This is a genomic window from Bradyrhizobium sp. CCGE-LA001 (assembly GCF_000296215.2).
Lineage (GTDB): Bacteria > Pseudomonadota > Alphaproteobacteria > Rhizobiales > Xanthobacteraceae > Bradyrhizobium.
In genome coordinates, this window is record NZ_CP013949.1 from 6,008,719 (window position 1) to 6,035,337 (window position 26,619).

Below are 26,619 nucleotides of genomic sequence, written 5' to 3' on the forward strand. Positions count from 1 at the left end.
CGGTCCCTCAAACCGATTGCTCGATCTGCGGCCGAAAGAACATGCCGCGGATCGCGCCGTCCAACAGGCGCCTCAGCCTCACCTCGATCAGTTCATAAGTGATCGCACTCGCAACGAGTGACATCACCAGCCCGAGCGCGATGAAGGCAGCCCATAGCAGCCAGCGGTCAACGCCGGCGGCGACCAGCTTCAGGCCGATCACCTGCAGGGGGAAGAGCACGAAGGGATGCACGAGATAGAGGCTGTAGCTGATCTTGCCGATATATTGGAGCGCCGGCGTGCTCAGCGCCCTGCCGAGGCCTGATTCCGGGGCCAGCACCATGCCGAACAGCAAAAATCCGGGAATGAGCCCGACGAATGGGTGAAACAGCATGAGGCTCGCATACAGGGCGACGCCGCAGGCGAGGCCCGCGAGCAGCCCGAGGCGTCCGGGAATGGAGATGCGAAACCCGGTCGCGCTGAACAGCATGCCGATGCAGAAGAATGCGGTGATCGGCCAGCGCATCAGGCAAGCCACACCCAGCAGGATCAAGGGCGCCGCCAGCAGCCGGCCCCCGAGGCGCCACATCGAGAATGTCAGCGCAAACCAGATGTAGAACGCCCACTCATAGGTCAACGTCCAGGCATTCTGCTGGGCGATGGGCAGGCCGAGCGCGTCCTGCACGAAGAACAGGTTGGCCGCGAAGATCCCGAGATAGCTCGTCAGATCGATCCCGCGAAAGAACTTGTAGGCCACGATCGGCCCGATCGCGAACAGCGCAAGATGCAGGACGACGAACACCGGCATGATGCGCAGGACGCGGTCGTAGAAGAACCGCGACAGCGAGCCGTGCCGCACGAGGCTTGCAGGTATCAGGAAGCCGCTGATCATGAAGAACAGTTCGACGCCGTGACCGCCGACATTGATCACCGATTGCAGCCAAAGCCAGAGCGGCGGCAGGAAGCCAGGATTGGGGATGTCGTACATGCCTGCCTTCGGCATGTCGTAGAAATGATCCATCAGCACGCTCAGCGCCGCGATGGCGCGAAGACCCTGGACCGAAGGAACGAACGATCCATCATAGGCGACGCCGGGCTGGTGCGGTGCCTTGATCACTCTGCGGCACCCTGGGTGCTGAGGGCCGGTTCGAGCACGACCGGCCTTCTTCGCGCAGAGCGGAACCTCTGCCCGAAGGAAATGCTGGGCTTCTCGATGAAGGCGAATGTCATCCAGCTGACGAGGATCGACAACGCCAGGATCACGGCCAGGAAGATCGACCATCCCAGCGGCCCGTCGCCGAACCAAAAGAGGCGATGGATGACGACGATCGCAAACGGCGACATCAGGTAGACCGAGTAGCTGATCACGCCGACGAACGCCATCGGGCGCCAGGCCATTCGCTCGCCGAACACGGCAAAGCCGATGAAGACCAGCGCCGCGCAGATATAGGCCGATCCGATCGAATAGCTGTAGAAGAAATTCTCGTGATACTCGCCGCCGAACCGGCGGTCGGACAGGGTGGCGGCGAAGATAGCATACAGAACCGTGCAGACGGCCACATGGGTCCATCGCAGCTTGCCACCAATGACGGTGTCGCGGATGATCTTGCCCAGGAACATCGCCGACAGGTTCAACCCCACCTCCATCACCGAGGAGACTGCCCTGCTCTCAACGAAGAGTGCAGCTGTGGTTCCGACCAGCGCGGCGGCAACGACGATGGTCACCGCCGTGAAGCGCTGGTTCAAGAGTCCCATCGCAAAGAGAATGGTGCATCCGACATAGAACAAGAGCTCGATCGCCAGGGTCCAGTAGAACACCCAGAGGTTCGGAACGTTCACGAACGTTTGCAACATCGTCACGTTCGCGGCGATCTGCCCCAGCGGATAACTCTTCGAATCCAGCAGCTGCATCAACACGAGCCCGACCACCATCGAGGTCCAATAAGCCGGATAGAGCCGGAAGAAGCGGCTGATCGTAAAATCGCGCACCGGCGTGGCGCTGTCCGGGAAGCTGAACGGAATGACGAAGCCGCTCACGAAGAAGAACAACACGACGCCGAACCGGCCAAAGTTCATGTAGTAGCCGAATATGTCATGGAGGGGTCCGTAAAAGACACCAGTCGGATGCTTTTCCAGAATGACCTCGAAGACGTGCTGGACCAGGACGGCCAGTACGGCAATGCCGCGCAGCGTATCGATGAATGCGAGCCGTTTATGCATCGTCCGTTCTCACCTGCTTCCGCTCGCCGCCGGTGCGTCCGGGCGGAAGCCTTCCAATGGCGGCATCGGTGGCCGCATAATGATTGGCACGGCGTCACCTGCCCGCGCGAAGGTCGCACGCCGCGAGAACACGTCGCTGAAGCTCAACGCGATGATGAGCAGGCCGGACGCCGGACCGTAGTTCAGGACTGTGATCGTGAACAAGTTGACGACGAAGATCAGCGTCAGCTTGTAGACGTCGGTCGCTGCGAACGTCGCCCGGAACACCATCACCATGAATGCGACGAACGGGAGACCGAACATCAGGTACGTGCCGATGTAGAAATTGTCGACAGGAACCCAGAAATGCGCAAGCGGCGAGAACAGCTTCTGCGGATAGTTGAAGCAGCCCGCCCCGCAGCCGGTGATCAGACCAATGGGCATGAGTTGGTTCATGTAGACGAACGGCAGCTGCCAGCTGTTGTTGATGCGATCGACGATGCTGAACAGAGTCGTGTGCGGCACCGCGGCGGTACCGGAGGCAAATACGATCATGAAGAACGGCACGAGGATGGCGGAAAACGACCACAGCGCAAGGGTCCGAATCGCGGGAAAGCGCGACTTCTCCGGCAACATCCGCACGAACACCAGCAGAATCAAGTAGATCACGAGGACGATCATGGTCGTCTTGCTGGTCGTCAGACGGATAATGTAGACCGCGAGAGAGCCGTACAGAAGGCACCACGTCGTGCTCTTGCGGATCGACGTAATTGCGAAGGACACGAGTATGAAGAAGGCCGCCATAGTACTTTCGGCAGCAAAGCCGGTGAGACGCTGATCGTCACCCCCATAGGCCCACCATAGGCGGCCCGCCTCACGAACGGCGCCGAAGGACTCATATTTGTAGCCGACCCAGGGCATGAGATAGAATTTCGTCAGCAGCACGCCGATCAGCGAGAGGTAGAACGTCGCGGCGATGATCGACAGCAACTTCTTGTAGGAGCCTAGACTGGTGTCGCAGAAACAAAATCCGACGAACACCGGGAGCATCATCTTAAACGACGACATCGCCGCGTTGACCGTTCCCAGCATGAAGTAGCCGAGCACCAGCGACAGCGTGATCTGCACAAGGACAACTGCGGCCAGGACACTGCGATTGCGCAAGATACAATGCACGATGAACTGGGCGAGGCACAGAAGCGCAATGCCATCTGGCACGAACCAAAGCGCGTCCAGATGCATGATGCTGGTGTAGTACCGCATCAAACCACCGAAGGCGTCCCGCACCAGATAGGCTGCGAGCGCGATCGCCTCGATGTTGAGGCTGATCAGCGTGATCCGTCGGGTTTGCAGCGCGAAGGTGCTCATGCCCGGCTCAATTGCTCAGCCGCGCCGACCGGGCGGTGGATGGCGCGAAATCCGGGGAGCTTCCAAGTACATTTCGCAGAAGCTTGCCGCCGGGAATCTCGACATAGAGATAGGTGAAGTGCGAAACCGCCAGCACAGCGGCCAGTGAGACGACGAGATTCAGCGTAGCCGGCAGGCCTGCCCAGCTCGAATCCAGGGCGGCGATTCGGCCCGCCCCCACGGCCCGCACGAAATATTCGGCCATTAGCACCACGAGCGCGTGCACCATATAGATGGAGTAGGACCGGCGGCCGAGCCAGACCAGCGGCTGGGCCACCAGCATCCGGGGCACCAGCAGCGCGTCCGGAAAGGCCAGCAGGCTGCCCAGGAAGATCGCGAACATGACTGGTGCAAGGAACGTCGCCGCAGGATTGGTCTCCGCCAGGGACACCAGAGCGACGCTTGCGATCATGACGACGAATTGCAACGCGCCCTGTACGGCTGGGGCCGGTTTGGCCGGGAGACGATCGACGATCCTCACCATCAACACGCCTAAGAAAAATCCGACGAAGCAGCGCAGAAGACCGAAGTCCGTCTGAAGCTCGAGGCTCTTCTTTTCGAGCACGAAGATGATGAAGACCAGACTTCCGACCGCGAGCAACCCGGAGAGGACATAAAACCACGACAGCGAGCGCATGCGCAGAGCAAGCAGAACGATCAGTCCAAACGCCAGATAGGTGTAGAACTCGACACTGATGCTCCAACTCGGCGCGTTCCAGCTGAGATAGTCGATGAAGCCCATAGAATGCAGCAGCAGAACATTGAGGCCGAACGAATAGGCGTTGTTCACCTCGAAAGCCGTCGGGGCGGCGACCACGACGCCCGCCATGACCAGACCGATGCGCAGCAGGCGAAAGAGGAGGTTTGCGAGCAGCATGACGATATGCAGCGGGTAGACTCGCGCCAGGCGCCGTATCATGAATTCGCGCAGCGAGAAGCGCGTAAAATCGTTCTCGATGTAGCTCAATGCCATGACCATTCCGCTGAGAACAAAGAACAGATCGACCAACAACCATGCACTCCTGAAGAAGGAGCAGTCGATCCAGGCGTTGTGCGGGAATGCCGCCAGAAATGTCGGCATCAGCAGCAGATGGTGGATCACCACCGAAGTCGCGGCGATCCCCCGGATACTGTCAAGCGGCTGGACATGCGCCTTCTCACGATGAACCAACTCCGTCACATCAACATTCCGTGGCTGTTGCATCGCAGCAGTGTGTATCAGGTCTCGCGCGTGTTCAATCTCTGCAATCGCGGACTGGCATTCGATGCATGACGCCCGACGATAATTTCAAAGCTCGCAGATCATTCGGACATGCCAGCGCCAAGTTCATGCCACTTTTCATCCGACGCGCGCCTGCTTCGCCGGGCAAGCTGATCCGGATGTGATGATTGCGAGTATTTGCGCGCAAAGTATGCGCGAAATTCGGCGCTGTTGCGATCAATGCCCTTCGCAGCACATTGATCTATGTGCGTGCAGATGTCGCACAAAAAATCCTCTCTCACGAAGGGAACAATGAGCGCGCCTCACCACTTGTGTCGGTTTTGCGACGAGAGGACGCGCGATTGCCCGATATGTCTTCAGGTTGCAACATTCATGAGCGCGAAATGCCGCTCTCGCAGGCATTGTAAATCGTACTTCTGCAACCGAAGACGAACGAAGGGGGCACCGCCATTCGTTTTGTCGACGTCTCTGCATCAGCTTTTGCGTCGCACAAAAAGATGACACAGTTACCTGCCAAGTTTCGTGTGTTCTCCTATTGCAACAGAAGCAAGGAACACGGATGGGCCGCGGACTAACACGTCGTCATGCGCAGCCGCGATGGCTAGCGATTGTCTCGATCGGTTCTGCGCTGATCGTTTCGAGCGCCGGTGCTTGCCGTGCGCAGTGCGTCGAATTCTCGGACCGAGCCTCGCAACTCGAGCTCGACACCTTCGTGAAGTCGCCCTCCTCGCTCCTGGAGCGTTTGCGCAATGACAAGGAGAAGTTGCGGTATTGGCTCGCGCGCTATGTCGCCACGAATCCGTCGGTGCTGCCTTCCGTGCAGACGCTCATCTCGGCCGCGGCCTCAACCGACCGCTCGTCCATCGGCGCTGCGCTGCGCATTGCCGAAGCACGTTGCACGTCAACCAAGCCGGACGCCTCGCGCAAGATCAGGGATTTCGTGCAGCGGATCGGTGATCTCAACGTGCAGGCCGGTTATTCCGGCGCAGGAGACGACAGCTCCAGCGTCCAGGTCCAATCGCAAAGCAAGGGGCCAGCACAGCCGGCCCGAAGTGGCGCCCTGCTCGAGGGCGAGTGGAAGACCAAGCTGGCCAATCCATTCAAGCCCGTCCCCCTTCCGAATTGATCCATGATCGTCAAAGGCAGCGAATTAGCACATGTACCAGCCTAGGGAACATTTCCAGTCGGGGCACCGATTCGGCATCGAATTCGGCGGGGCGGTCCTCAGCTTCGAGCGCGTGACCGACGTCCTCCGCCGCCAATGGCCGATCGTCGCGGTCTGCACCGGCGCGTCGCTGGCGCTGGTGATGGTCTATCTGGCCATGGCGCAGCCCATGTATACGGCAAATGCCCGCATCATGATGGATACGCGGCAGACGCAGGTTCTCGACAAGGACAGCAACGCCAGCAGCGCCCTGATCGACACGGGCTACGTCGACAGCCAGGTCGAAATCATCAACTCGGACGACCTGATTCTGTCAGTCGTCCGCCGCCTGAAGCTGACGGAAGACCCGGAGTTCAATGGCTCCAATCCCGGCCTTCTCTCCATCATCATCGGCAAGGTGACGTCGCTATTCGGCTCCGGCGAGCCGGCGAGCCAGGAGCGAATCGAACATGCGGTGGTCGCACAGGTTCAGAAGAACCTGCGAACGGAGCGCGTCCTGACGACATATGTTCTGTCGCTCAACTATCGTGCACGGACCCCCGACAAGGCCGCCAAGATCGCCAACGCCATCGCCAATGCCTATCTCGTCGGCGCCCTGGAGGCCAAATATCAGTCCACCAAGCGGGCCACCGAATGGCTGCAGCAGCGCAGCCTCGAGCTGAGCGAGCAGGCATCGGCCAGCGACCGCGCCGTCCAGACCTTCAAGGCCGAGAACAATATCGTCGGGACCAGCCGCGGCCTGATGTCCGAGCAGCAATTGTCGGACCTGAACACGCAGCTAGTTCAGGCGCGGGCTGCGACCGCCGAAGCCAAGGCCCGGCTTGATCGGATCGACACGATCTCCGATCAGGATGTTGCGCAATCAACCGTGACGGACGCCCTCAACAACTCGGTGATCACCCGCCTGCGCGCCCAATATCTCGACCTTCAGGCCCAATATTCCGACTGGTCCAGGCGCTACGGCAAGACCCACCTTGCGGCGGTCAACCTGGCCAACAAGATGGAAGAGCTGCGCAAGAACATCGCCGACGAGCTGCGTCGGATCGCAGACGCCTATCGCAGCGACTACGAGATCGCAAAGAGCCGGGAGGCCTCGCTCGAGAAGAACGTCAAGGAGCTCGTCGCCCAGGCCGGCAACAAGGGCCAGGCCGAGGTCAAGCTGCGCGATCTCGAAAGCGCGGCCGACACCTATCGCAATCTCTACAACAATTTCCTCGAGAAGCTGCAGAGTGCGACGCAGAACCAGAGCTTCCCGCTCAGCGAAGCGCGCCTCATCAGCACCGCCACCAAGCCGGACCGCAAGAGCTCGCCGAAGACGGTCCTCGCCCTCGTAGGCGGCCTGGTGGGCGGCCTCTGCCTCGGCTTCGGCGCGGCATTTGCGCGTGAACTGCTGAGCGACGTGCTGCGGACGCCGGGCGAGGTCGAGGACGAGCTCGGCGTGAAGTGCCTCGGCGTGCTGCCGGACATCCGGCCGCCGACGAAGGCCGGCGGCTTGCTCGCGACGTCCGCGAAGACCGGCCCGCCCGATCTCTCCCGCTACGTCGTCGATCATCCGTTCTCGCGCTTTGCCGAGACCCTGCGCAACATCAAGGTATCGATCGACGTCGCGCGCCTGACCCGCGAGATCAAGGTGATTGGCATCGTCTCCTCGCTTCCGAAGGAAGGCAAGACGACGGTGGCCGCCAACTTCGCCCAGCTGATCGCCCTCACAGGGCATCGCACGGTTCTGATCGACGGCGATCTGCACACCCGCTCGCTGACGCGGGAGCTCGCACCCAACGCCAAGACCGGTCTCGTGGAGGCTCTCAACGACCCGGCGAGCCTCGGCTACCACGTGCAGCGAAGCAAGGAGACGGGACTGGATTTCCTGCCCTCCGTCGTGGCCTCGCGCATGGTCAATTCGGCCGACGTCATCGGATCCAAGGCAATGGCCGAACTGCTCAAGGTGCTGAGGGAGCACTACGAGTACATCGTCATCGATCTTGCCCCCGTGATGCCGGTGGCGGACTCGAAGGCCGTCAGCTTCCTGATCGACGCCATGGTCTACGTGATCGAATGGGGCCAGACCACGCGAACCGCTCTCCAGGAGTCGGTCTCAGGATCGGAAGTCCTCCAGAAGAAGCTGATCGGCGCGGTGCTCAATCGCGCGAACCCGAAGATGCTCAAGCGCATCGAGGCCTACAAGGGCAAGCACCACAACAGCTACTACGTCGAGCACGAGCACGCGTAAGACCACGCCGGGCGCCAAGCCCAGCCGAACTGCAACGACCTCAGGCCCGCTGCCTCTGGCAGCGGGCCTTATTCGTGCTCGCAGAATTGTTATCGCAGCCGTCGAGGACGCTTTGGCGCAAAGCGACGGGCTGGAGCCCCTCGGCAGCCGGTCATCTGGGCATGGCGCCCGGGCCGGCGCGGCCTCCGTATTCGTCCGGAATCCACAACTTGCAGTTATTGCTCTAGCCCAAAAGCAAGGATTGACGCGCATATGATGGGCTAGGACACTGCCCCGGCTACCAAGCTAGCCATCGTAGGTAACAGTCCAGATCCTTGATGCCACATCTTTAGGCATCTTTCCTTCTTGGTTCCCAGAGGTTAACCTCGAGGCATATTTGCAGTTTCTTTTTCGGTGGCTTGGATGCTGATCGTCCTGACGATTTTGACCATTTGGGTCCTGCTCAACATCCTGTTCGTGTTGATCGTGGTCCCCCCGCGCAAACCACGCCGGCAATCGATGGCGCGGACGTTGTCGCCAGCCCCTATCGACCCGAGCAGACGAGAACTCGAGCAGGACGAACCGTTTTCGGTTCGCCACGTCATAGCCTCCGTCGCGATGGGGGCCTTCTTCGTGCTGGTGCCGCCGTTGCTTGCCTTGCGCGACGCTATTGTGCGCTTCTTCGGCAGATCCTCACGAGACGGAACCTAGCTGCGGCCCCGGACGATTGGGGATCGCCGATCGTCGGCACTCTGGCGCAGCCAGCTAATAGGCTTCCTGGAACATCACGGCGGAGGCTGTACGCGCCATGATCTTCAGGTCGAGCCAGATGCTCCAATTGCTGACGTACCAGACATCGTACTCGACCCGCTTCTCCATCAGATCGATGGTCGGCGTTTCCCCCCGGAACCCATTGACCTGGGCCCAGCCGGTCAGGCCGGGCTTCATGTGATGGCGATAGACGTATTTGCTGATGAGCTCGTCATAGTAATTGTCGTGGGCCAGCGCGTGCGGACGCGGCCCGACCAATGACATATCCCCACGCAGCACGTTCCAGAGCTGCGGCAGCTCATCGATGCTGGTCATGCGAAGGAACCGACCGATCTTCGTGACCCGGGCATCCTTCTTGGTCGCCTGCGTGACCGTCTCGCCATTCTCGCTGACGGTCATCGAGCGAAACTTCCAGATCTCGAACGGCTTGCCGTTGAAGCCCCGGCGCGACTGCCGGAAGATGACCGAGCCCGGGGAATCCAGCTTGATCAGCACGGCGACGGTCAGCAGCAGCGGTGTCAGCAGCACCAGTGCAAACAGAGCCACGCCGACGTCGAGGCAGCGCTTTTGCAACCGTTCCAGAATGGTGAGGGGCGGCCGCTGTATCTCGACCGCGACGGTTCCGCTGACCGGCAGATAGGGGCGAGCCACCAGGTCGGCGATCGGGTCGTCCGGCAGGATGCGTATCGGCTGGGGAACCGCACGTAAGTATGGCCCCAACTTTCGCAGCATGGGCAGCTCGTTCCAGTCGATCGCAAGCAGATATTCGTCGACATCGGCCGAGCGCGACTGACGGATGACATCGCGGATCTGCCGCTCCCAATCGCCGTCGTTCCGATCGGCTCCAAGCACGAAATGCCGCATGACGTCGAAGCCAGCCCGGCGCAGGTCCTTGAAGCGGCTCGAGGTGAAATCGAGCGGCTTCAGGCTGAGCAGAATTACCTTGCGATCGACCAGGCGGCTTCTCGCAAAGCTGGTGCCGAACACTGCCTGCCAGACGAAGCGGAGGCTCACCAGGCCGAGCCCGCCGATCACGGCGAAGACGATGACCGTGCCGCGAGACAGATTGTCCGTCGATTTCAGCAGAAACGCGGCCACGGCGAGGATCGTCAGCGAGGTCAGCCAGATGAAGACCGCCTTTCGAAGCTGCCAGACGAGATTGAGCAAGCGGTGCGTGGCATAGACGTCCCGGAAATAAGCGACCGCGACGAATACAACGCCGACGAACAATCCGGCTCCCACCGATGCGCCGTCGGCAGGTGACGCGACGGCCGCGCCATACAGCGAGGCCCCGGCCGCGTAGCTCAATAGGATCAGCAGAAAGTCAGCAGCGATGACGACGATCTGAAATGGCCTCTGAAGGGCGCCACCGCGCACGGATGCCGATGTATGCGCGCTTTCAGAACCATAAGTTGCAACAGCCATTCGAACCTCTGCCTTATCGAGAGAGTGTCTGACGCTCATCGTGATGCTGAAGACTCGTCAATTTCCCCGCGCGAAAAGTGTTGGTTGATCGCAGCGACATTGTGGCGCTGCACGCAAAACTTTTGCGATGCATTGATGATGCGCCATGTCGAAATGCGCATCGACATCGATACGCTGAAAATCTCGTCACAGTGCTGACATATCAGCGACGCGCTGCCCTATTTTGAATCAAGTTCCGCATTCGCCACGATGCTTCGGCAGTCGGATGCGCGCGTCTTCGCTCATCTTTGAGGCGCGCCATCCCTTCTCGCGAGCACGAGCGAGTCGTTTGCGGGAACTTCCGTGAAATTCTATCTGCGGATGTATGCCGGATTTCCGGCAGGCATGCATCTTTGCCGCACTCTTCGCCTCAGCGATGCAATTCATACAGACCGACATTCGACCGCCTCCTCGCAAACGAGCTAGGCAAAAACTTCCGCGCCCTTCTTTTGGCGTGATCGGGCCGGAGAACAACGAGGCGACCCCGCCGACGTCACGTTGTTCGCGTCAGATGGGGAGTCCTCCGGTGCCGGCGACTTGGGGAATTTTTTCGACGACCCGATCGATTGTGCGCCATGAAACCTCTCGCCCGCCCACGTCAGCCGATCCACAAGCCGCACCTGCCGGAAGGCGTCCGCATCTATGCGATCTCGGATATCCATGGCTGTGCGCATCTGCTCCAGCCGATGTTGCAGGTGATCGACGCCGACGTGGCTCGCAGCCGCCCACCCTATGCGATCGAAGTCTTTATGGGCGATTACATCGACCGCGGCCCGGACACGCGTGCCACCCTCGACATCCTGGTCGAGCGCAGCAGGCGGGGAAATGCGGTCTTCCTCAAGGGCAACCACGAGGCATTCCTGGTGAGGGTGTTCGAAGACCCCTCACTGTTCGAGGACTGGATCGCCGTCGGCGGAGCTCAGACCTTGATGTCCTACGGGCTCGCCCCGCCGGATCTGAAGCGCGACGAACCTGCTTCCATCATGCGCGATTTGATTCGCGCCATGCCGACCGAACACCTGGAATTCCTGGACAACCTGCGGCTCAGCTTCAGTTGCGGAGACTTCTTCTTCGTCCACGCCGGCGTTCGCCCGGGCATTCCATTGGCCGAGCAGACGGAGCGCGATCTGCTCTGGATTCGCGAAGAGTTTCTGCGGAGCGAGGAGCAGTTCGGCAAATATATCGTGCACGGTCATACGCCGGTTCGCAGCGCCGAATTCCTGGCGAACCGCGTCAACATCGACACCGGCGCCTATGCAACCGGCAATCTCACGCTGATGAGCATCCAGGGAAGCCGCATGCTTGCGGTGTGACGTGGCGATTCGCGAGACGGAAGGACGTCCGCGTTCTTTCCCGCGGCTAGTTCAGCAGAGGCGGCTTTTCCGGTCGCGCACGCGTCTGCGCCATCCAGTCGCTCCAGGCGCGTTCGTGCTTGATGTAGAGTTCCACCCAACGTTCGCCATGCCTGGCCTGACGGATGCGCGCCGCCTCGCCAAGCAAGTCGGCACCGGGGCGCGTGTCCGACTTGTCCAACGCTTCGAACTCGATGGTTTCCGAGATCGTCAGACCGACGAGCACGCGCTGTCCGGCGCCATCCACGATATAACGTCGCGGAGCGTCGTTCTTGGGCTCATTCATGTCGTCATGCCCCGTCATTGCGGTGTGAAGCTGGGCGCCGGCAGCGAATTGGACGATATCTAAAAGGCTCGCCGTGCGTGGCCAAATGTTGAGGTGGGATGAGGCCTCTGCCGTGAGGCGCCATAGGACACGTTCGCATCTCTTCGTTGAACACGCCAAGCGCGCAACGCGTATCCGAGGATGATGCCAGCGCCGAAGATGAAAGCGGAGACAAACACAGAAGTCATAGGAGTCGCCCTGGATAGTCCTGTGCTCATCAAGAGCGAGCAGTGTGTCGACATCATGATTCTCGATGACTCCTCGGCGCCGAAAAATTGTTCAAGGTCCGATCTTGTGTGTTTAGCAGCGCGCACGTGCCAGGCCTGCCGATCCCTGCCACGTTCCGCCTGGATCGCCGGCGATCACCGAGAACTCTTTATATGGCGACCACACTCTCTAAGAGAGGCACCCTTATAAGAGAGCTGCCCCTGCGACCCGACGCCTCCTGGTGGTCGGGCAGACCGGCGCGCACCTGCAACGAGGATTTCGGGCGGATCGGTCGACCGATGCCCTTGCAACCATCAGGCAGCCGTCGCATTATTTCGCATCGCATTTCAGAGGGATTCAATCCAATGACCTTCCGCGCCCTTATTCCATCCATTGCCCTGGCCGCCCTTGGCCTCACCGTGACGGCGTCCGTCATCCCGGCCGCTGAGCTCGCCGTTGCTCCGGCACATCGTGCGGCCGCCGTCCAAGGCGGATACGTCTTCTGGGATCCGGTTTACCCGCCCGCGATCTATGGCCCCCAGCTTCGCCCCGTCGAGGAAGTCGCAGCGATGAAGGCGCAGGCACGGCCCGTGTCTCAACGCTGGTGGGGGTATTGGTACGCCTGGTAAGCGCGGGCAGCGCCTGGCTGAGCCAAGTCAGAATTGACCTACAAGGGCCGCCACTCGAGGCAATCGAGTGACGGCCGTTTTCGTTGGCACACTGAAGGCTCAAAGGCGCCACTATGCCGGAATCATCACCAAGCCCTGCACCGACACGGCGACGGGCGCGCATGGTGGACGGGCGTGCGGATATCGCCGCTGCCTGTCGCGAGCGAGTGTCGGCGCGCGCCCAGCACACGCGGTCCTTGGCGCCGGCCCCCTAGAACGTGTGCTCGCCTCAGAGCTCGAAACGGGAGCTCAACACAGATGAGCAGTCCGCTGAAATCACGAGAGCCGATCGCGCCTACCGATAGGCTACTTGTCGTAGAACCGACGTCGACGGCTCGTGAGGCGCCTGCATTTCAATCGCGAGGATCGAGTGCGCGCACTGCTCCACGATTGTGCATCGATTGCCTCACAATTGTCATAGCGTCTCCATTGCGTCGCAATATACTTCGTCTAGCAATCAGGAATGTCAGGCAACCTTTTGATAATCAGACATGCGGCCCGCATGTTGGCCACGATGTATTGCGTTTGTAGCCAGCCAGCCTATTCGAGCTACGAATTCCAAGCAGCAACACCACCGCTGTCATTCTCGCACTTCTGCATTCAATATCCCGAGGACTGTCAGCATTACGACGATCGCAGGATCCGAGATTTCCGATCCTCGATTCAGCGTTGGCGAGAGCTCGCGCAGATCAATTCAACGGTGAACTTCGGCATCGCGCCGAAAGACCCGTCCGCAAGTCGGCGAGACGCCGAGTGGCAGATATTTCCTTACGAAGGGAACTGCGGCGATTACGCCGTCACCAAGCGCCATCTCCTGCTGCGATCCGGTTGGCCCAGTTCGGCACTCCTCCTCGCAGAGGTCGTCATTCGTGCAACCGGAGAGCACCATCTCGTTCTGCTTGTGCGCGAAGGAAAGGCCGTCCTCGTGCTCGATAATCTGAGCCCGGTGGTCACGCCGCTGGTCGATGCACTGGATCGGTTCAGTATCGTGCGTGCGGAATCAGGCATGGATCCAAAGCGGTGGACACGGCAGGTCGCGGCCTTTTAGGCGATCACCTGGTCAACCACCGTGTCAAAATCTGAAAGCCGTCATCGGGCCCGAGCCGGCTCTTTTCCACACGACCCGACGGCTTGACCGCTTCGCCTGTGGCCCGAAACGAGGGACACTCCGAAGGTCATGGCGCGGAGCAGATGGTGTTAATCTAAGCTTGATTTTCGCTCTGTTTCACTCTCCCTAGCCAACTCAATTTCGTGTAAGCACAAAATTCCATTTTTGGGACCGATATGACAAAGAAACGAGCACTTATTACCGGCGTCACCGGACAGGATGGCGCATATTTGGCTGAACTTCTTCTGCAGAAGGGTTACGAGGTCCACGGCATCAAGCGCCGGACTTCCCTCTTCAATACCGACCGCATCGATCATCTGTATCTTGATCCGCACGAGCCCGACCCGCCGTTCCGGCTTCATTACGGCGATCTCACGGATTCCTCGAGCCTCATCCGGATTGTCGGCCAGGTGCAACCGGACGAAATCTACAATCTCGCGGCTCAGAGCCACGTTGCCGTTTCGTTCGAAGAACCCGAATACACAGCGAATTCGGACGCTCTTGGCACTTTGCGCATTCTCGAAGCTATGCGCATTACGGGCTTGGAGAAGAAGGCGCGCTTCTATCAGGCGTCAACATCCGAACTGTATGGCTTAGTCCAGGAGATTCCCCAAAAGGAAACCACGCCCTTCTATCCGCGCTCACCATACGCGGTCGCCAAACTCTATGCCTATTGGATCACGGTGAACTACCGTGAGGCCTACGATATGTATGCCTGCAACGGCATCCTCTTTAACCATGAATCTCCGGTCCGAGGCGAAACCTTCGTAACCCGAAAGATCACGCGCGCTCTCGCGCGCATTCATTTGGGACTGCAGGAACGGCTTTATCTCGGCAATCTGGACGCCCTGCGCGACTGGGGGCACGCGCGTGACTATGTCGAAATGCAATGGCTGATGCTGCAGCAGGACAAGCCCGAGGATTTCGTGATTGCCACCGGCGTGCAACAGTCTGTCCGAGATTTTGTCAATGTCGCTGCCAGTGAAGTCGGCATGACCGTTCGTTGGGAAGGAAGCGGCGTGGACGAAAAAGGATATGACGCCAAGTCCGGTAAATGCATCGTCTCTGTCGATCCCCGCTATTTCCGCCCTACCGAGGTCGCGACGCTTCTTGGTGATCCATCAAAAGCCAAGCAGAAACTTGGCTGGGAGCCCAAGACGTCGTTCGAAAGCCTGGTTCGAGAAATGATGAAGGAAGATCTCGAATCCGCAAAACGAGACGAGCTCATCAAGCAGCACGGCTTCAGATACTATCCACGACACGAGTGAGTGGTAGTAGATTTGAAAAAGTGGAGGGCGGGCAGCTTGAATGGCCCCCGCCCTTTTCGATTTTCGATCTGGTGTGACGACTTCATATCGTCAAGGCAAGGGAACGGCGTCTTTCACGGGAATTGAGACTGCCGTCGTTGCCAAGGCGGGCTTTGGCTCTGGCAGGGCAAGCGAAGCCTTCATGTCCGCCATGTTCTCGACCCAACGGCGGACGATCGTTCGGCGATCCCAGCGCTCGATGGAACGCCTTCGCCCCTCAGCGCCCAACTGTTCGCAAAGCGTGCGCTCTTCGCTCAGTCTCCCAATCGCTGCGGCAAGCGCCCGCGCGTCTCCCGGAGGAACGACCAAGCCGGCGCCCTCGACCTCAGCGGCGAGCCCAGTCCCTTGGCTCGCCATAGCAATGACCGGCCGCCCGGATGCCAGAACTGCTCCAAGCTTTGAAGGGAGAACCAAATCGGCTGCCTCCGCCTTCTGAGGAATGAGGTGAAAGTCGGCCGTGGCCATCAACTCATTAAAACTCTCATTGGGCTGCAAGCCCAGAAAATGAACTCTGGAGCGGCTCTCCGCCATTTCCATCAGCTTGGCCTTGTGAGGTCCCTCGCCGGCAAGAATGAAATGAATATCGGGGCGACTATCTTCCAGAGCAGCAGCCGCGTCGATTGCGAGATCAAGACCCTGCTTGTTCGACATCGTGCCTGAATAGAGCCCAACGATCGCCGTGTCGGGAATGCCGAGCTCTCGACGGTATCTGGTCTGCTTGGACACGGGAAAGATCGCGCTCGTATCGATCCAATTCCTGACCTCGATTGTGCGCGCGGCCTCCAGCCCCTTGGTGCGCAGACGATCGACCATCTGCGGAGAGATCGAAGAAACCTTGTCAAACGACCGGATAATGGCAGCTTCCGTCTTGAGCATCACCCTTCGCAGCGTCTCGTTCTGGAGCAAGCCTAGGTCGAAGGCTGCATCGACCTCGAAATCCTGCACATGAAGCCAAGATTTGGCGCGAACCCGGCGGGCGATGAAGGCGACGAACGCAGCTGACATCAACGACGGCGCCGCCGAGAGCATGATATCGGGACGCCAGCTGAACGCCTCCTTCACAACAGGCAGCATGCTGCTCAATGCGAAGGATGCATGATGAACCAAACGCTTCCCGCCCGACGGTCGCGCAGGGACGTAAATCGGCGTGCGCGTGACGCGGACGCCGTTGATCTCCATCGACCTGAAATAGGACGCACGGAAGTCTGCCGGGATGTTCCAGGCGGGATAATAGGGAGGCGCGGTGATCACCTTCACGTCGTGACCTTCGTCGACGAGGCTTTCACATAGCTCGGTGTTGTACTTTGCCACACCGATGAGGTCCGGCGCATAGTTGATGCCGACCAGCAGAATACGCATCAATAGAATCCAACTTGCTATTCAGAATCTGAAAATTGCACAATCGAAGTGGCAGGCTGCTCAGCTCGCCCGACTAGCCTCCAGATGACGGCCATGGCCTTGAAGGAAGTCGTCATAGGCCAAGGCGAGTCCCGCACGAAGCGAAGTGGTGGCGCGCCAGCCGAGCGCTCGAAGCCGTGAACTATCCAGCAGCTTGCGCGGCGTCCCATCCGGCTTGGACGTATCGAAAATCAGCTTGCCTTCGTAGCCGACAACATCAGCAACCGTAGCTGCGAAATCTGCGATCGAAACCTCATCGCCGCTGCCGACGTTTATCGGGAGATCGCTGGAATAATTCTTCAGAAGGAAAACACAGGCATCCGCAAAATCCTCGACATTGAGAAATTCGCGGAGCGGCGTCCCGGTGCCCCATACGGAGACGCTCGGCGCTTTGGCGATCTTGGCTTCGTGGAAGCGCCGGATCAATGCTGCGGGCACGTGACTATGGTCCGGGTGATAATTGTCACCGCGACCGTAGAGATTGGTCGGCATTGCCGAGATGAAATCGTCGCCATATTGCCGACGATAGGCCTGGCACATCTTGAGACCGGCAATCTTGGCGATTGCGTACCACTCGTTGGTCGGCTCGAGCGGCCCGGTCAGCAATTCGCTTTCGGCGATCGGCTGCTTGGCGTGCTTGGGATAGATGCAGGACGAGCCGAGGAACAACAGACGTCGGACACCGATCGTGTGGCTCGCACGAATGACGTTCAGCTCCACTGCGAGGTTGTCGCAGAGAAAATCGACCGGGAAATTGTTGTTCGCTGCAATGCCGCCCACCTTCGCAGCGGCGTGCACCACGACCTCAGGACGATTGTCCTCGAGCCATCTCAGCGTGGCCTCTTCCTTTGTGAGGTCCAGCTCCCGCCGATCGGCCGTCAGCACGGTGCAATGCTCTGACGCAAGCCTGCGGACGACGGCTGATCCCACCATGCCGCGATGACCCGCGACAAAGACGCGTTTGCCCCCGAGGTCGCAAGTTGAAGCCCCTGTCATCGAAATCCTCTAACAGCATCCGGATGGCCGCCCCTCCTCACGAGATGCGGCTGTGCCGGTCGCCTTACGCAATCACGCTGCCGATGCAGCCCCGCCAAACTGGTAACACAATCTTCACCATGCGGCAGCCAGTTCCGGCCTATCGAAGATATTCATGGTGAACCCGCGCTGTGCGCACAAAAGCTCAGCACACAATGAAACAAAAACGAGCAAGGCAGCCGCGCCAGCTGTGCGGCTGCCTTGAAAGGTCGACAATACGGCAGCCGCCGCTCGGTTAGCTCTTAGTAGGCACGGCGCAGAACAGGACCGACAGGCGCGCAGACTCGGTCCATGTACCAGCCATAGGGCGTCTCGACCCGCACCAACGGGCAACGGCGCTGGGGCACATAGCGATACGGATACGGCTGCGCCCAGAAGGTCACAGGCGTCACTTGCCTCTCGCCCGTGAGCAGGGCCGCCGGTGCAGGAAGCTGCATTGCCGCGCTCGCTCCGCTCGCTGCGCCGAAGGTCACGATTGCCGCCAAAAGGCCAGCTCGCATCAACGTCTTAAACATCCAAAATAGCTCCTCGCCCCTGCGGATTGATCCCAACGTGCTTGTCGGACCCCAGCCCGCTAACGTCACGGTCCGCAAAAGCCGCTCCGCGACTAGCCCAAATAGTGAACCGAACTTTACCAAAGCCACCGGCGGAAATGCAACCGACGCCGGGGCCGCAAAGGGACTTTTGGGGCGATATGGCACGCAGGTGTGGCTTCCAGGTCCTATTTCTCGTCGCTCCAGGCGCCCGGGGCGGCGAGATCGGGTGAACGGCGATACACATCCCGGAGAAACTGGTAGTTGACGGTCTGAGCCAGCGGCACGTCTTCCTCACCGAGCTTGGCGAAGAGGAGGATGTCCCGAAGCGTCCGCCAGCGGCTTTCGTCGTAGTCGCCAATGCGGCCGCCCGTCGGCAGCACCAGGGGGCGCTGCTGCTGCAGCTCGAATTTCAGCCGCTCGGCATTCAACCCGGCCGGAGCGGCGCCGGCGAGAACGGGCACGCTCCGTGCATAGTCCGCGTAGGTGAATTGCCATCCGCGAATGAGACCCTGAAGGACATCGGCAATCATGGATGGCTGTTCATGGACGAGAGCATTGCTCGCGAAGTAGACCAAGCCAGGCACATGGATACCGTAGTCTTGCGGCTTGATGACATTCAACTTCACGAAGGTCGAGCTGGCGGGGTCCGGTTGCTCGTCGATGGCGGCGATGATCGCATCCACCTCCCCGGCCCGCAGAGCCTCGAAGCTGTCGCGGTCAAGCACCTTGGTGATCTGGCTTCGCGGCAGGCCGAGTTGCGCCATCATGGCATCGAATACGACGTCTCCTTCACTCGCCCTGCGATATCCGACCCGTTTTCCCACGAGATCAGCGGGCCGCCGCAGGCCCGAGCTTTCGAGGGTGAAAATCGCGACGGACGTATCGAGAAAGCTCGCCGCGAAGGCGGTCACGGGGACGCCGCGCCAGCTCGCCAGCAGGAAGCGCTGGCCGCTCGTCACGCCGATGGCATGTTGGCGTGCGATGGTTTGGACGAAATCGGGGTCTTCGGGATGGGCCGCCAACTCGATGCGGGAGGAGAAATATCCCTGCCTCGACGCGGACATTTCGCCGGCGAACCGTGCGCCATATGGCCCGTCCAGGAAGAGCTGGGCGGCGGCGGCCTTGGAAGCTGTCGGGGTTCGTATGGAGGCCGTCTCGGGACGAAGGAGGAGCAGCACGGTTCCCACCAAAGCGAGGCCCGCAAGGCCGATGGCGAGAAACCGCTTCCCTCTCGGCCGGGTCCGCCGCCGGGACTGGATGCGAGGCAACGAGGACTTCCTAACGGGTTGTGAAATTTAGCATATCAGTCGAGGTGAGATGGGCTACAATACAGCTTGTGGGGTAAGGTTAATTTTTCCTTCGCCTTGTTCTAACAGCGATTTTGACCGATAGCACGGCTTGTTCGGGTCAATGAATTTTTGCGTCTATGGGTTTGGCAGGATGACAATTCTTTCCACTCGACCGGTGCCCGTCCTTGATTCTGCGACGGAAATTCGCGTGGTCGAGCAATCCTCGGCGGCAGCTACAGGGTTTGCGCGAAGCTGGTTACGCCCTGTGGTTGTGGAGCGGCTGATGGCCGTGGTCGATGCGGGACTGATTCTGGTCAGCGGGATCGGCTGCGCGGTCGGCTATCACCTCGCCACCGCGGGCACGCTCGGCAAGGCGGATGTCTACGCGGCGGCGAGCGTGCTGGTGGCGGTCAATTTCATCCTGCTGACCATCGTGCAGCAGGGCTATCGCCTGAAGACGGTCACCGACCTGCCCCGCACGTTCCGGATGACGCTGACGACGTGGACCTTCCTGTTCGGCGCGCTGCTGGCGATCGCCTTCACGATGAAGGTCAGCGACGAGTTCTCCCGCGGCACCACGATCTCGTTCTATCTGGTCGGCCTTGCCGTGCTGCTCGGCTGGAAGATCGTGGCCGCGCGCTGGACCGCGCACGCCTTGCGCACCGGCGCCTTCGCCAACGGGCGGGCGATCATGATCGCCGAGTTCGGCCTGGCGAGCGCGTCCAACGCGGTCGACGACCTCGGCCAGCACGGCTACCGCCTGATGCGGGTGATGGAGATCCCCCCTAAGGATCTGGCCTCGCCGCTGCTGCTGTCCTCGCTCGCGCCGCGCTTCGAGGAGCTGATCAATTACGCGCGCGAGCACCGGATCGAGCACGTCTTCCTGCTGATCAACTGGAGCCGGCAGCACGCGATCGACAGCATCCTGGACGTGCTGAAGATCCTCCCCATCCCCGTGCATCTGGTGCCGGACGCCAACACGGCGCGCTTCCTGCGCTATCCGCTGGTCGGCACCGGCAACACCTTCACCGCCGAGCTGCGCCGCGCCCCGCTCTCCTATCGCGAACGCGCGCTCAAGCGCGCGCTGGACCTTTCCGGCGCCAGCCTGGCGCTGCTGGTGTTCGGGCCGGTGATGCTGGTGACGGCGGTGCTGATCAAGTTGAGCTCGAAGGGCCCGGTGTTCTTCCGCCAGACCCGCCACGGCTTCGGCGGGCGCGCGTTCCGGATCTTCAAGTTCCGCACCATGCGCGTGCTCGAGGACGGCCCGACGATCGTGCAGGCGCAGAAGAACGACCCGCGCGTCACGCCCATCGGCAAATGGCTGCGCAAGACCTCGATCGACGAGCTGCCGCAGCTCCTCAACGTGCTCAAGGGCGACATGTCGCTGGTCGGCCCGCGCCCGCACGCGGCCGCCCACAACACCGAATATGAGCAGATCATCGGCAACTACGCCTTCCGCCACCACGTCAAGCCCGGCATCACCGGCTGGGCCCAGGTTAACGGTTATCGCGGAGAAACCCGCACGCTGGACCTGATGCAGAAGCGCGTGGAGTATGACCTGTGGTACATCAACAATTGGAGCTTGTGGCTGGATATCAAGATCATGCTGCGAACAGCGATCGTCAGTCTTCGACTAAGTGCCGCGCACTAGATCGTGCAGCCATGTCCCTTCTAGACCCGAAATTAACAAACCCTCGTATGGGTGGGCCGAGCTTCTCGCTTGCACATCGAATCGAACGCACGGCTTGGCAGTTAACGTGGGCTATCTTTGGCGCTTGGACCCCCATTCCCCTCCACGCTTGGCGCCGCTTTTTGCTTCGCCTATTTGGCGCAAAAATTGCGCCAACGGCAAAGATCTATCCAGGGACGAAAGTATGGTATCCTCCAAATCTTGAGATGCACGAGCATTCATGCATCGGCCCAGGCGTAATTTGTTACAGCATGGACAAAATAATTCTTGAGCCTTTTGCTCTGGTCTCTCAAGGAGCACATCTTTGCGGAGGGACCCATGATGTCAATGATAGCGAGTTTAAACTGATTACCCGACCAATCAGTATTGGTTCAAATGCGTGGATCGCAGCCGAAGCCTTTGTAGGACCCGGAGTGACCGTCGGGGTAGGAGCTATTCTCGGTGCACGGGCGGTCGCAATGAGGGACCTCAATCCTTGGGGCATATACGTAGGCAATCCAGCCAGGTTCGTGCGTTATCGTAGTGAGGTTGTTGGTACTGCCATCGAGCCTGACATTCGTGCAACGATTCGAAGCAAATCGGCTGAGCGATGACAAATCCGACTCGTCGTGCCTTGACGTCAGACCACTCTTTAAACGACGGCGAACTCTTATGGGTTGACTTCGTCTTTGTCGCGAAGATCAGCTTGAATGGAGTTAAGTTTTGAGAACCGGGATAGCAGTCATCTACCACTACTTTCCTCACTACCGCGAACCGATCATGCGAGCGCTAGCTAGCAGCGATCGCTATTCGTTTAATTTCTACGGATCCCACGAAGAACATGAAGGCATCAAAGTTTTCACCGGCAACGAACACATTTCCGTTTACCCTCTGCGATTCCGGACCTTCGGCAAGATCTGGAGACTAAGCGGATATTGGCGCGCCGTTCTCGACCCTCGTATCAAGGGCTTAATAGTGCATGCGCATCCATACATGCCAGCCGCTTGGGCGATGATCGTCGTTGCCAAGTTGATGCGAAAAAAAACAATATTCTGGGCGCACGGGTGGCTGAAGCATGAACCGCTACTTAGACGAAAAATTAGAAGTCTCTTCTATAGCCAGGCAGATGCTGTTCTGACATACGCGACCAGAGCGATAGCGGTTGCTCAAGCTGAAGGATACACTGGGAAGAATATCATCCCAATTGGGAACTCGCTCGATTGGGACAAAGGTCAGGCGGTGCTCTCAGGAATCCTTACTGATCCAGATAAGAGGACCACGAGTTTCAGACGCCTTTTCCCAAACCCTTCCCTTCCTTTGATTATTTGTTCGGCCCGTCTGACGTCCGCGTGTCGATTCGATCTGCTGATGAACGCTGCGAGACTATGCGCAGAACGAGGATCTCCTTTCAATGTACTCCTAATCGGAGATGGGCCGGAAAGATCGGCTCTCGAAAAGCTAGCGTCTGATCACAAGCTCAACGTCTTTTTCTACGGCGCATGCTACAATGAAGAAATCCTTGGCGAAGCTACGTACCAATCAGACCTTACCGTATCGCCCGGCAAAGTGGGGCTGACTGCTATTCAAAGCCTAACCTACGGCACACCCGTGATCACACACGGAGACCTCGATTCACAAATGCCGGAGGTTGAAACTATCGAACCCGGGAAAACCGGCGCCTTTTTCAGAAGAGACAGTGCGCAAGATCTCGCCGAGGTCATCGACAAATGGCTCAGCGCTGGCCGCGATCGAGCAACTGTTCGATCGGACTGCATGAAGGTAATCCAGGCTCGGTGGAATCCTCATGCGCAGAAGCGAGCCATCGAAGGGGCATTGGATCGGGTCTTTGGCCAGTCCAACGACACAATCGTTGGCTCGACTCCTACGGTAAGACAAGAATGCTGAAAAACGAGATTGGTGCGTTAACCGTTTGCATAGTTGAAGACGGAGACGGAGGTCATCGGCGCGAGTACACAGACTTGTTCGTTAGCGCGCTCCCTCTCGTTTCAACGCGCGTTAAGACGACCGCAATTGCAAATCCCTCGTTTGGAGATTGCGATTGCGTGCTTATCCCGATGATCGAGGGCAGCTACGGGCTGCTCCTTAGAGCACTTGCGCAAACGGTGTTTGGTCATCGCCGGACAGTAGCCCTCCTTTTCAGACCTAGGGAAGCGATCGAGCGCAAGACTGCTCGACACACCATGAAGCACTGGTTCCTACGAATCGTGTCGAGACTGCCGCGGACAAAGATACTTACAATACTGCCGTTCTCCGTTGATCCACGAATGTCAATGGTCGCCAGCGGCTGGATCTACGATCCGCAGATGTGGGACCTGTCGGTGATAGAAAGACCTCAATCAGGGGAAACCAGCCTAACTAGCGACATACGGGACCGCGCGGCCGGACGTCACATCATACTGGCTCTTGGAACTCAGAATTACGAGAAGGGCTTCGACTTCTTGAGTAGGGTCTGGTGCGGAAGTGAAGCTATCCGTTCTAGATACCTCTTCGTCGTCGGTGGAAAGACCTCGATTGGCAGTGGCGAGGCTGCCGCCAAGTTTCGGGCCGCGGGAGGCCACCTAATAGACAGGTACATTGAGCCGTTCGAATTTTTTGCCCTCTACGAATTAGCCAATGCGGTTTGGAGCTGCTATTCGCCGGCCTATGATCAGGCGTCCGGCATCTTCGGACGAGCGTTTCAGTTGGGCGTTCCAACGATTGTTCGCGAAGGATCTTACCTTGCAGCATTATCGCGGTCGATCCGCCACTGCAGTATTGAACTGCCTTTCGAAGACTTCCGAACAGCAGCTCAAATCCTGCTCGAACGCGAATTGCCTGTTCAACGGCAAACTTCAACCGTCGACGACATCCGAGAGGTTAGCCTGCGAACGCTGAAGTCGGCATTTGCCGGCCAACCTCTGAGCACCTGACGCGCGATCGCGATGCAATTTCACCTGAAGCGCAACGGAATATGGTCCGTGGCCGAGACACTCTGCTCGACCGCAATCCTATTTCTCCTTTACCGCATAGTCGTGATCAAGCTGGGCCTTGAAGCTTTAGGTATCTGGTCGCTGGTTTTGGCAACTACCTCACTAATGCGGCTTGCCGACGCGGGCACAGCATCCGGCCTCGTTCGCTTCATCGCGACGGCCCGTGAGGAAGAACGAAAATCGACCGCTCGCGACTACATCGATACGGCGATTCTCACGAATTTAGCGCTGTACGTCTTGCTTGCTCTTGCCTTCTACCTTCCGGCGAAGCAAGGCATCCCACTGGCCATTCGAACGCCAGCAGCGGCCTTGGAAGCTCAGGGCCTGCTTCCGTACGCGTTGGCGTCCTTTGTGCTCGGCAACATTGCCGCAACGACCAATTCCACCCTCGTAGGACTACATCGTTCCGATCTCAAAAGCGCGGTAATCATTGGCGGGCTTTTGATCCAGGCAATGTCCTCTGTTGTGCTGATCCCGCAATTCGGACTGGCCGGACTTGCACAAGCACAAATTCTGCAGAGTTGCTTTTGCATCATCACGAATCTGATTATCGCCAAGTATATTCTATACAAGACAGTGGGAGTTCTGGTTCCGCATCGCTGGAATTGGCATTCTTTTAAAGAATTGGTTCGATTCGGATCTCAACTACAGGCAGCTGGCCTTATTGTCTTCCTGTACGACCCGATCAGCAAGTTCTTGATGTCGATGTTTGGAGGACTGGAGGCGGCAGGCCTCTTCGAAGTAGCAAATCGTCTTGTCTTCCAAACTCGAGCAATAGTCATTTCGCCGATCCAAAGCTTGGTCCCGGCATTTGCTTCAGCAAAAGTAAACGCACCTGATCGCGTCGCTGGGCTGTACACCTCTTCGATGGGCGTCACCATGACTCTAGGTATTCCCGCGTTTGCACTTCTTACCCTTGCCTCTCCATTGGCGAGCCTAGCCCTCATTGGGAACATCAACGAGCTATTTATTCTTTTCGTGGCGCTGCTCGCATTCGGCTGGCTTGCAAACCTGCTATCGGTGCCAGCGTACTTCATGGGAATAGGTGTCGGTCAACTGAGATGGAACATCCTTGGTAACTCGCTGATCACAGCCACGTGTGGCTCTACGGGCCTTGTACTGGGATGGACTTTTGGAGCGATTGGGGTCGGTTGCGCAGCAGCACTCGCCCAAGCGATTGGCGCCCTTGTCATCATAGTGATGAATTGTCGGGATCAGCAGGTAAGGCGGCTTCCCGGACCAGTAGCAGCATGGCGAACCTTACTAATTCGCCTGAACCCTCCAATTTCGATGAGTGAGAGATCGACGAAGCCTTAACAGACCCCGTCATCGAGGCTTTGAGAGCACAGAATATCCATGGTTAATCTCGCTATCATTATCCTAGCTTATAACGAAGAGCTACATCTCGCACGCGCTCTTGAAGGCGTAGTTGGGATCGCAAAAGAAATCTTCGTGATCGACTCCGGCTCGAAGGATCGAACGCGAGAGATTGCCGAGGTGTACGGTGCAGTCGTAATAGAACATCCGTTCGTGAACTATGCCAAGCAATTTCAATGGGCGCTGGAGAACGCACCTATTACATCGGACTGGGTTATGAGACTCGACGCGGACGAGATCGTGGAGGCTGATCTGGCGACCGAAATAGTGGAGAAACTGCCAACCCTTCCTAGGGAAGTTGTTGGGATTAATCTAAAGCGCAAGCTCATTTTCATGAATCGTACAATTAAGCACGGCGGGCGGGGAACCCTCGTTCTTTTGCGGCTTTGGCGCCGAGGCTATGGACGCATAGAAGACCGATGGATGGACGAGCACATGATCATCCATGGAGGCAGGACAGTAACCTTCGAAGGTGGCTTCGCTGATTGCAATCTCAACAACCTCAGCTTCTTTACCGACAAGCACAACAAATACGCGACCCGCGAAGCGATCGATGCGCTTAATCAGCGCCTAGGCTTCATGAAACGCGACGACTCTCTTTCGATCGAAGCAAGTTCGCATCAAGCCGCTGTCAAGCGATTCGTAAAAGAAAAGTTTTACAATCGAGTCCCATTTCAGCTCAGCGCGCTCGCTTACTTTCTCTACCGTTTCGTCTTCAGGTTGGGTTTTCTCGACGGAAAGGAGGGTGCCATCTATCATGTATTGCAGGGCTTCTGGTACCGCTTTCTGGTTGGTGCCAAACTCGAAGAGCTAAGCCGAGCGATACGAGGACACAGAACACCGAGCGAAATTCGTGACACTCTGACGCGATTAACGGGGCTTACGCTACATTGATCTCGCCTCGACCCACCGTGCCCACACCGGCTGCAGTCTACGGGCACG

Annotated in this window: 22 protein-coding genes; 12 read left to right on the top strand and 10 right to left on the bottom strand. The window is 58.9% G+C overall.

Annotated elements, in window-relative coordinates; translation table 11 throughout:
- Positions 1 to 7: 7 nt before the first annotated feature.
- The 4 genes from BCCGELA001_RS28095 to BCCGELA001_RS28110 are packed head-to-tail and all read right to left on the bottom strand — an operon-like array spanning position 8 to position 4,765.
- Positions 8 to 1,096, bottom strand: a complete 1,089-nt coding sequence (locus BCCGELA001_RS28095; protein WP_008561287.1) for an acyltransferase family protein — start codon at positions 1,094 to 1,096, stop codon at positions 8 to 10.
- Positions 1,093 to 2,199, bottom strand: coding sequence for an acyltransferase family protein (locus BCCGELA001_RS28100; protein WP_008561288.1), 1,107 nt, complete (start codon positions 2,197 to 2,199; stop codon positions 1,093 to 1,095). The genes BCCGELA001_RS28095 and BCCGELA001_RS28100 overlap by 4 nt, the downstream gene beginning before the upstream one ends.
- A gap of 9 nt (positions 2,200 to 2,208) precedes the next feature.
- Positions 2,209 to 3,546 (bottom strand): hypothetical protein, encoded by a 1,338-nt coding sequence (locus BCCGELA001_RS28105; protein WP_008561290.1) that lies wholly within the window; start codon positions 3,544 to 3,546, stop codon positions 2,209 to 2,211.
- Positions 3,547 to 3,553: 7 nt separating this feature from the next.
- Positions 3,554 to 4,765: an acyltransferase family protein gene (locus BCCGELA001_RS28110; protein WP_236840758.1), complete on the bottom strand. Its 1,212-nt coding sequence runs from the start codon at positions 4,763 to 4,765 to the stop codon at positions 3,554 to 3,556.
- A gap of 754 nt (positions 4,766 to 5,519) precedes the next feature.
- On the opposite strand from BCCGELA001_RS28110, the gene BCCGELA001_RS28115 reads away from it, so the two are divergent.
- The 3 genes from BCCGELA001_RS28115 (at position 5,520) to BCCGELA001_RS28125 (ending at position 8,892) form a co-directional block, all read left to right on the top strand.
- Positions 5,520 to 5,933: a hypothetical protein gene (locus tag BCCGELA001_RS28115; protein WP_236840759.1), complete on the top strand. Its 414-nt coding sequence runs from the start codon at positions 5,520 to 5,522 to the stop codon at positions 5,931 to 5,933.
- A gap of 31 nt (positions 5,934 to 5,964) precedes the next feature.
- On the top strand, positions 5,965 to 8,202 hold the full coding sequence (locus BCCGELA001_RS28120) for a Wzz/FepE/Etk N-terminal domain-containing protein (protein WP_008561296.1): 2,238 nt from the start codon (positions 5,965 to 5,967) through the stop codon (positions 8,200 to 8,202).
- Between the two features lie 402 nt (positions 8,203 to 8,604).
- On the top strand, positions 8,605 to 8,892 hold the full coding sequence (locus BCCGELA001_RS28125; RefSeq protein WP_008561297.1) for a hypothetical protein: 288 nt from the start codon (positions 8,605 to 8,607) through the stop codon (positions 8,890 to 8,892).
- A 54-nt stretch (positions 8,893 to 8,946) separates the two neighbouring features.
- Here BCCGELA001_RS28125 and BCCGELA001_RS28130 read toward each other — a convergent pair whose 3' ends face one another.
- A complete protein-coding gene (locus tag BCCGELA001_RS28130; RefSeq protein WP_060736811.1) occupies positions 8,947 to 10,377 on the bottom strand; it encodes an undecaprenyl-phosphate glucose phosphotransferase in 1,431 nt (476 codons plus the stop codon).
- Between the two features lie 614 nt (positions 10,378 to 10,991).
- Between BCCGELA001_RS28130 and BCCGELA001_RS28135 the strand changes: the two genes are divergently transcribed.
- Positions 10,992 to 11,729 carry a metallophosphoesterase family protein gene (locus tag BCCGELA001_RS28135; RefSeq protein WP_008561302.1) on the top strand — a complete coding sequence of 246 codons (738 nt, stop codon included), beginning with the start codon at positions 10,992 to 10,994 and terminating at the stop codon, positions 11,727 to 11,729.
- A gap of 46 nt (positions 11,730 to 11,775) precedes the next feature.
- Here BCCGELA001_RS28135 and BCCGELA001_RS28140 read toward each other — a convergent pair whose 3' ends face one another.
- A complete protein-coding gene (locus BCCGELA001_RS28140; protein ID WP_008561304.1) occupies positions 11,776 to 12,054 on the bottom strand; it encodes a hypothetical protein in 279 nt (92 codons plus the stop codon).
- Between the two features lie 611 nt (positions 12,055 to 12,665).
- Between BCCGELA001_RS28140 and BCCGELA001_RS28145 the strand changes: the two genes are divergently transcribed.
- The 3 genes from BCCGELA001_RS28145 to gmd all read left to right on the top strand — a co-directional run bounded on the left by BCCGELA001_RS28145 (position 12,666) and on the right by gmd (position 15,344).
- A complete protein-coding gene (locus BCCGELA001_RS28145) occupies positions 12,666 to 12,929 on the top strand; it encodes a hypothetical protein (protein WP_008561307.1) in 264 nt (87 codons plus the stop codon).
- A gap of 502 nt (positions 12,930 to 13,431) precedes the next feature.
- Entirely contained in the window at positions 13,432 to 14,016 is a 585-nt protein-coding gene (locus tag BCCGELA001_RS28150; protein ID WP_236840760.1) for a transglutaminase-like cysteine peptidase, read from the top strand.
- Between the two features lie 236 nt (positions 14,017 to 14,252).
- Complete coding sequence (gene gmd, locus BCCGELA001_RS28155; RefSeq protein WP_060736812.1) at positions 14,253 to 15,344, top strand: GDP-mannose 4,6-dehydratase; 1,092 nt, start codon at positions 14,253 to 14,255, stop codon at positions 15,342 to 15,344.
- 90 nt (positions 15,345 to 15,434) lie between these two features.
- Here gmd and BCCGELA001_RS28160 read toward each other — a convergent pair whose 3' ends face one another.
- The 4 genes from BCCGELA001_RS28160 to BCCGELA001_RS28175 all read right to left on the bottom strand — a co-directional run bounded on the left by BCCGELA001_RS28160 (position 15,435) and on the right by BCCGELA001_RS28175 (position 19,620).
- A complete protein-coding gene (locus BCCGELA001_RS28160; RefSeq protein ID WP_008561312.1) occupies positions 15,435 to 16,742 on the bottom strand; it encodes a WcaI family glycosyltransferase in 1,308 nt (435 codons plus the stop codon).
- A gap of 60 nt (positions 16,743 to 16,802) precedes the next feature.
- Positions 16,803 to 17,777 (bottom strand): GDP-L-fucose synthase family protein, encoded by a 975-nt coding sequence (locus BCCGELA001_RS28165; RefSeq protein ID WP_060736813.1) that lies wholly within the window; start codon positions 17,775 to 17,777, stop codon positions 16,803 to 16,805.
- A gap of 281 nt (positions 17,778 to 18,058) precedes the next feature.
- On the bottom strand, positions 18,059 to 18,331 hold the full coding sequence (locus tag BCCGELA001_RS28170) for a hypothetical protein (RefSeq protein ID WP_236840761.1): 273 nt from the start codon (positions 18,329 to 18,331) through the stop codon (positions 18,059 to 18,061).
- 206 nt (positions 18,332 to 18,537) lie between these two features.
- Positions 18,538 to 19,620, bottom strand: coding sequence for an ABC transporter substrate-binding protein (locus tag BCCGELA001_RS28175; protein WP_193409742.1), 1,083 nt, complete (start codon positions 19,618 to 19,620; stop codon positions 18,538 to 18,540).
- A gap of 304 nt (positions 19,621 to 19,924) precedes the next feature.
- Here BCCGELA001_RS28175 and BCCGELA001_RS28180 point away from each other — a divergent pair, with 304 nt between their 5' ends.
- The 5 genes from BCCGELA001_RS28180 (at position 19,925) to BCCGELA001_RS28195 (ending at position 26,571) form a co-directional block, all read left to right on the top strand.
- The gene (locus BCCGELA001_RS28180; RefSeq protein ID WP_060737885.1) at positions 19,925 to 21,292 is read left to right on the top strand and encodes an undecaprenyl-phosphate glucose phosphotransferase; all 1,368 of its coding nucleotides are present in this window, start codon (positions 19,925 to 19,927) and stop codon (positions 21,290 to 21,292) included.
- 798 nt (positions 21,293 to 22,090) lie between these two features.
- Positions 22,091 to 23,215, top strand: a complete 1,125-nt coding sequence (locus BCCGELA001_RS36260; RefSeq protein ID WP_144441508.1) for a glycosyltransferase family 1 protein — start codon at positions 22,091 to 22,093, stop codon at positions 23,213 to 23,215.
- Positions 23,216 to 23,595: 380 nt separating this feature from the next.
- Positions 23,596 to 24,240: a hypothetical protein gene (locus BCCGELA001_RS37415; protein WP_144441509.1), complete on the top strand. Its 645-nt coding sequence runs from the start codon at positions 23,596 to 23,598 to the stop codon at positions 24,238 to 24,240.
- A gap of 48 nt (positions 24,241 to 24,288) precedes the next feature.
- Positions 24,289 to 25,617 carry an oligosaccharide flippase family protein gene (locus BCCGELA001_RS28190; RefSeq protein WP_158511641.1) on the top strand — a complete coding sequence of 443 codons (1,329 nt, stop codon included), beginning with the start codon at positions 24,289 to 24,291 and terminating at the stop codon, positions 25,615 to 25,617.
- 39 nt (positions 25,618 to 25,656) lie between these two features.
- The gene (locus tag BCCGELA001_RS28195) at positions 25,657 to 26,571 is read left to right on the top strand and encodes a glycosyltransferase family 2 protein (protein ID WP_008561366.1); all 915 of its coding nucleotides are present in this window, start codon (positions 25,657 to 25,659) and stop codon (positions 26,569 to 26,571) included.
- The last annotated feature ends 48 nt before the right edge of the window (positions 26,572 to 26,619 follow it).

Bases quoted from the DNA above. Each gene is read 5' to 3' on its own strand.
- BCCGELA001_RS36260 (WP_144441508.1), top strand. From the start codon at position 22,091: ATGCGAGCGCTAGCTAGCAGCGATCGCTATTCGTTTAATTTCTACGGA.
- BCCGELA001_RS28145 (WP_008561307.1), top strand. From the start codon at position 12,666: ATGACCTTCCGCGCCCTTATTCCATCCATTGCCCTGGCCGCCCTTGGC.
- BCCGELA001_RS28120 (WP_008561296.1), top strand. From the start codon at position 5,965: ATGTACCAGCCTAGGGAACATTTCCAGTCGGGGCACCGATTCGGCATC.
- BCCGELA001_RS28195 (WP_008561366.1), top strand. From the start codon at position 25,657: ATGGTTAATCTCGCTATCATTATCCTAGCTTATAACGAAGAGCTACAT.
- BCCGELA001_RS28130 (WP_060736811.1), bottom strand. From the start codon at position 10,377: ATGGCTGTTGCAACTTATGGTTCTGAAAGCGCGCATACATCGGCATCC.
- BCCGELA001_RS28135 (WP_008561302.1), top strand. From the start codon at position 10,992: ATGAAACCTCTCGCCCGCCCACGTCAGCCGATCCACAAGCCGCACCTG.
- BCCGELA001_RS28100 (WP_008561288.1), bottom strand. From the start codon at position 2,199: ATGCATAAACGGCTCGCATTCATCGATACGCTGCGCGGCATTGCCGTA.
- BCCGELA001_RS28170 (WP_236840761.1), bottom strand. From the start codon at position 18,331: ATGTTTAAGACGTTGATGCGAGCTGGCCTTTTGGCGGCAATCGTGACC.
- BCCGELA001_RS28140 (WP_008561304.1), bottom strand. From the start codon at position 12,054: ATGAATGAGCCCAAGAACGACGCTCCGCGACGTTATATCGTGGATGGC.
- BCCGELA001_RS28160 (WP_008561312.1), bottom strand. From the start codon at position 16,742: ATGCGTATTCTGCTGGTCGGCATCAACTATGCGCCGGACCTCATCGGT.
- BCCGELA001_RS28180 (WP_060737885.1), top strand. From the start codon at position 19,925: ATGGCCGTGGTCGATGCGGGACTGATTCTGGTCAGCGGGATCGGCTGC.
- BCCGELA001_RS28125 (WP_008561297.1), top strand. From the start codon at position 8,605: ATGCTGATCGTCCTGACGATTTTGACCATTTGGGTCCTGCTCAACATC.
- gmd (WP_060736812.1), top strand. From the start codon at position 14,253: ATGACAAAGAAACGAGCACTTATTACCGGCGTCACCGGACAGGATGGC.
- BCCGELA001_RS37415 (WP_144441509.1), top strand. From the start codon at position 23,596: ATGTCAATGGTCGCCAGCGGCTGGATCTACGATCCGCAGATGTGGGAC.
- BCCGELA001_RS28105 (WP_008561290.1), bottom strand. From the start codon at position 3,546: ATGAGCACCTTCGCGCTGCAAACCCGACGGATCACGCTGATCAGCCTC.
- BCCGELA001_RS28150 (WP_236840760.1), top strand. From the start codon at position 13,432: ATGTCAGGCAACCTTTTGATAATCAGACATGCGGCCCGCATGTTGGCC.
- BCCGELA001_RS28165 (WP_060736813.1), bottom strand. From the start codon at position 17,777: ATGACAGGGGCTTCAACTTGCGACCTCGGGGGCAAACGCGTCTTTGTC.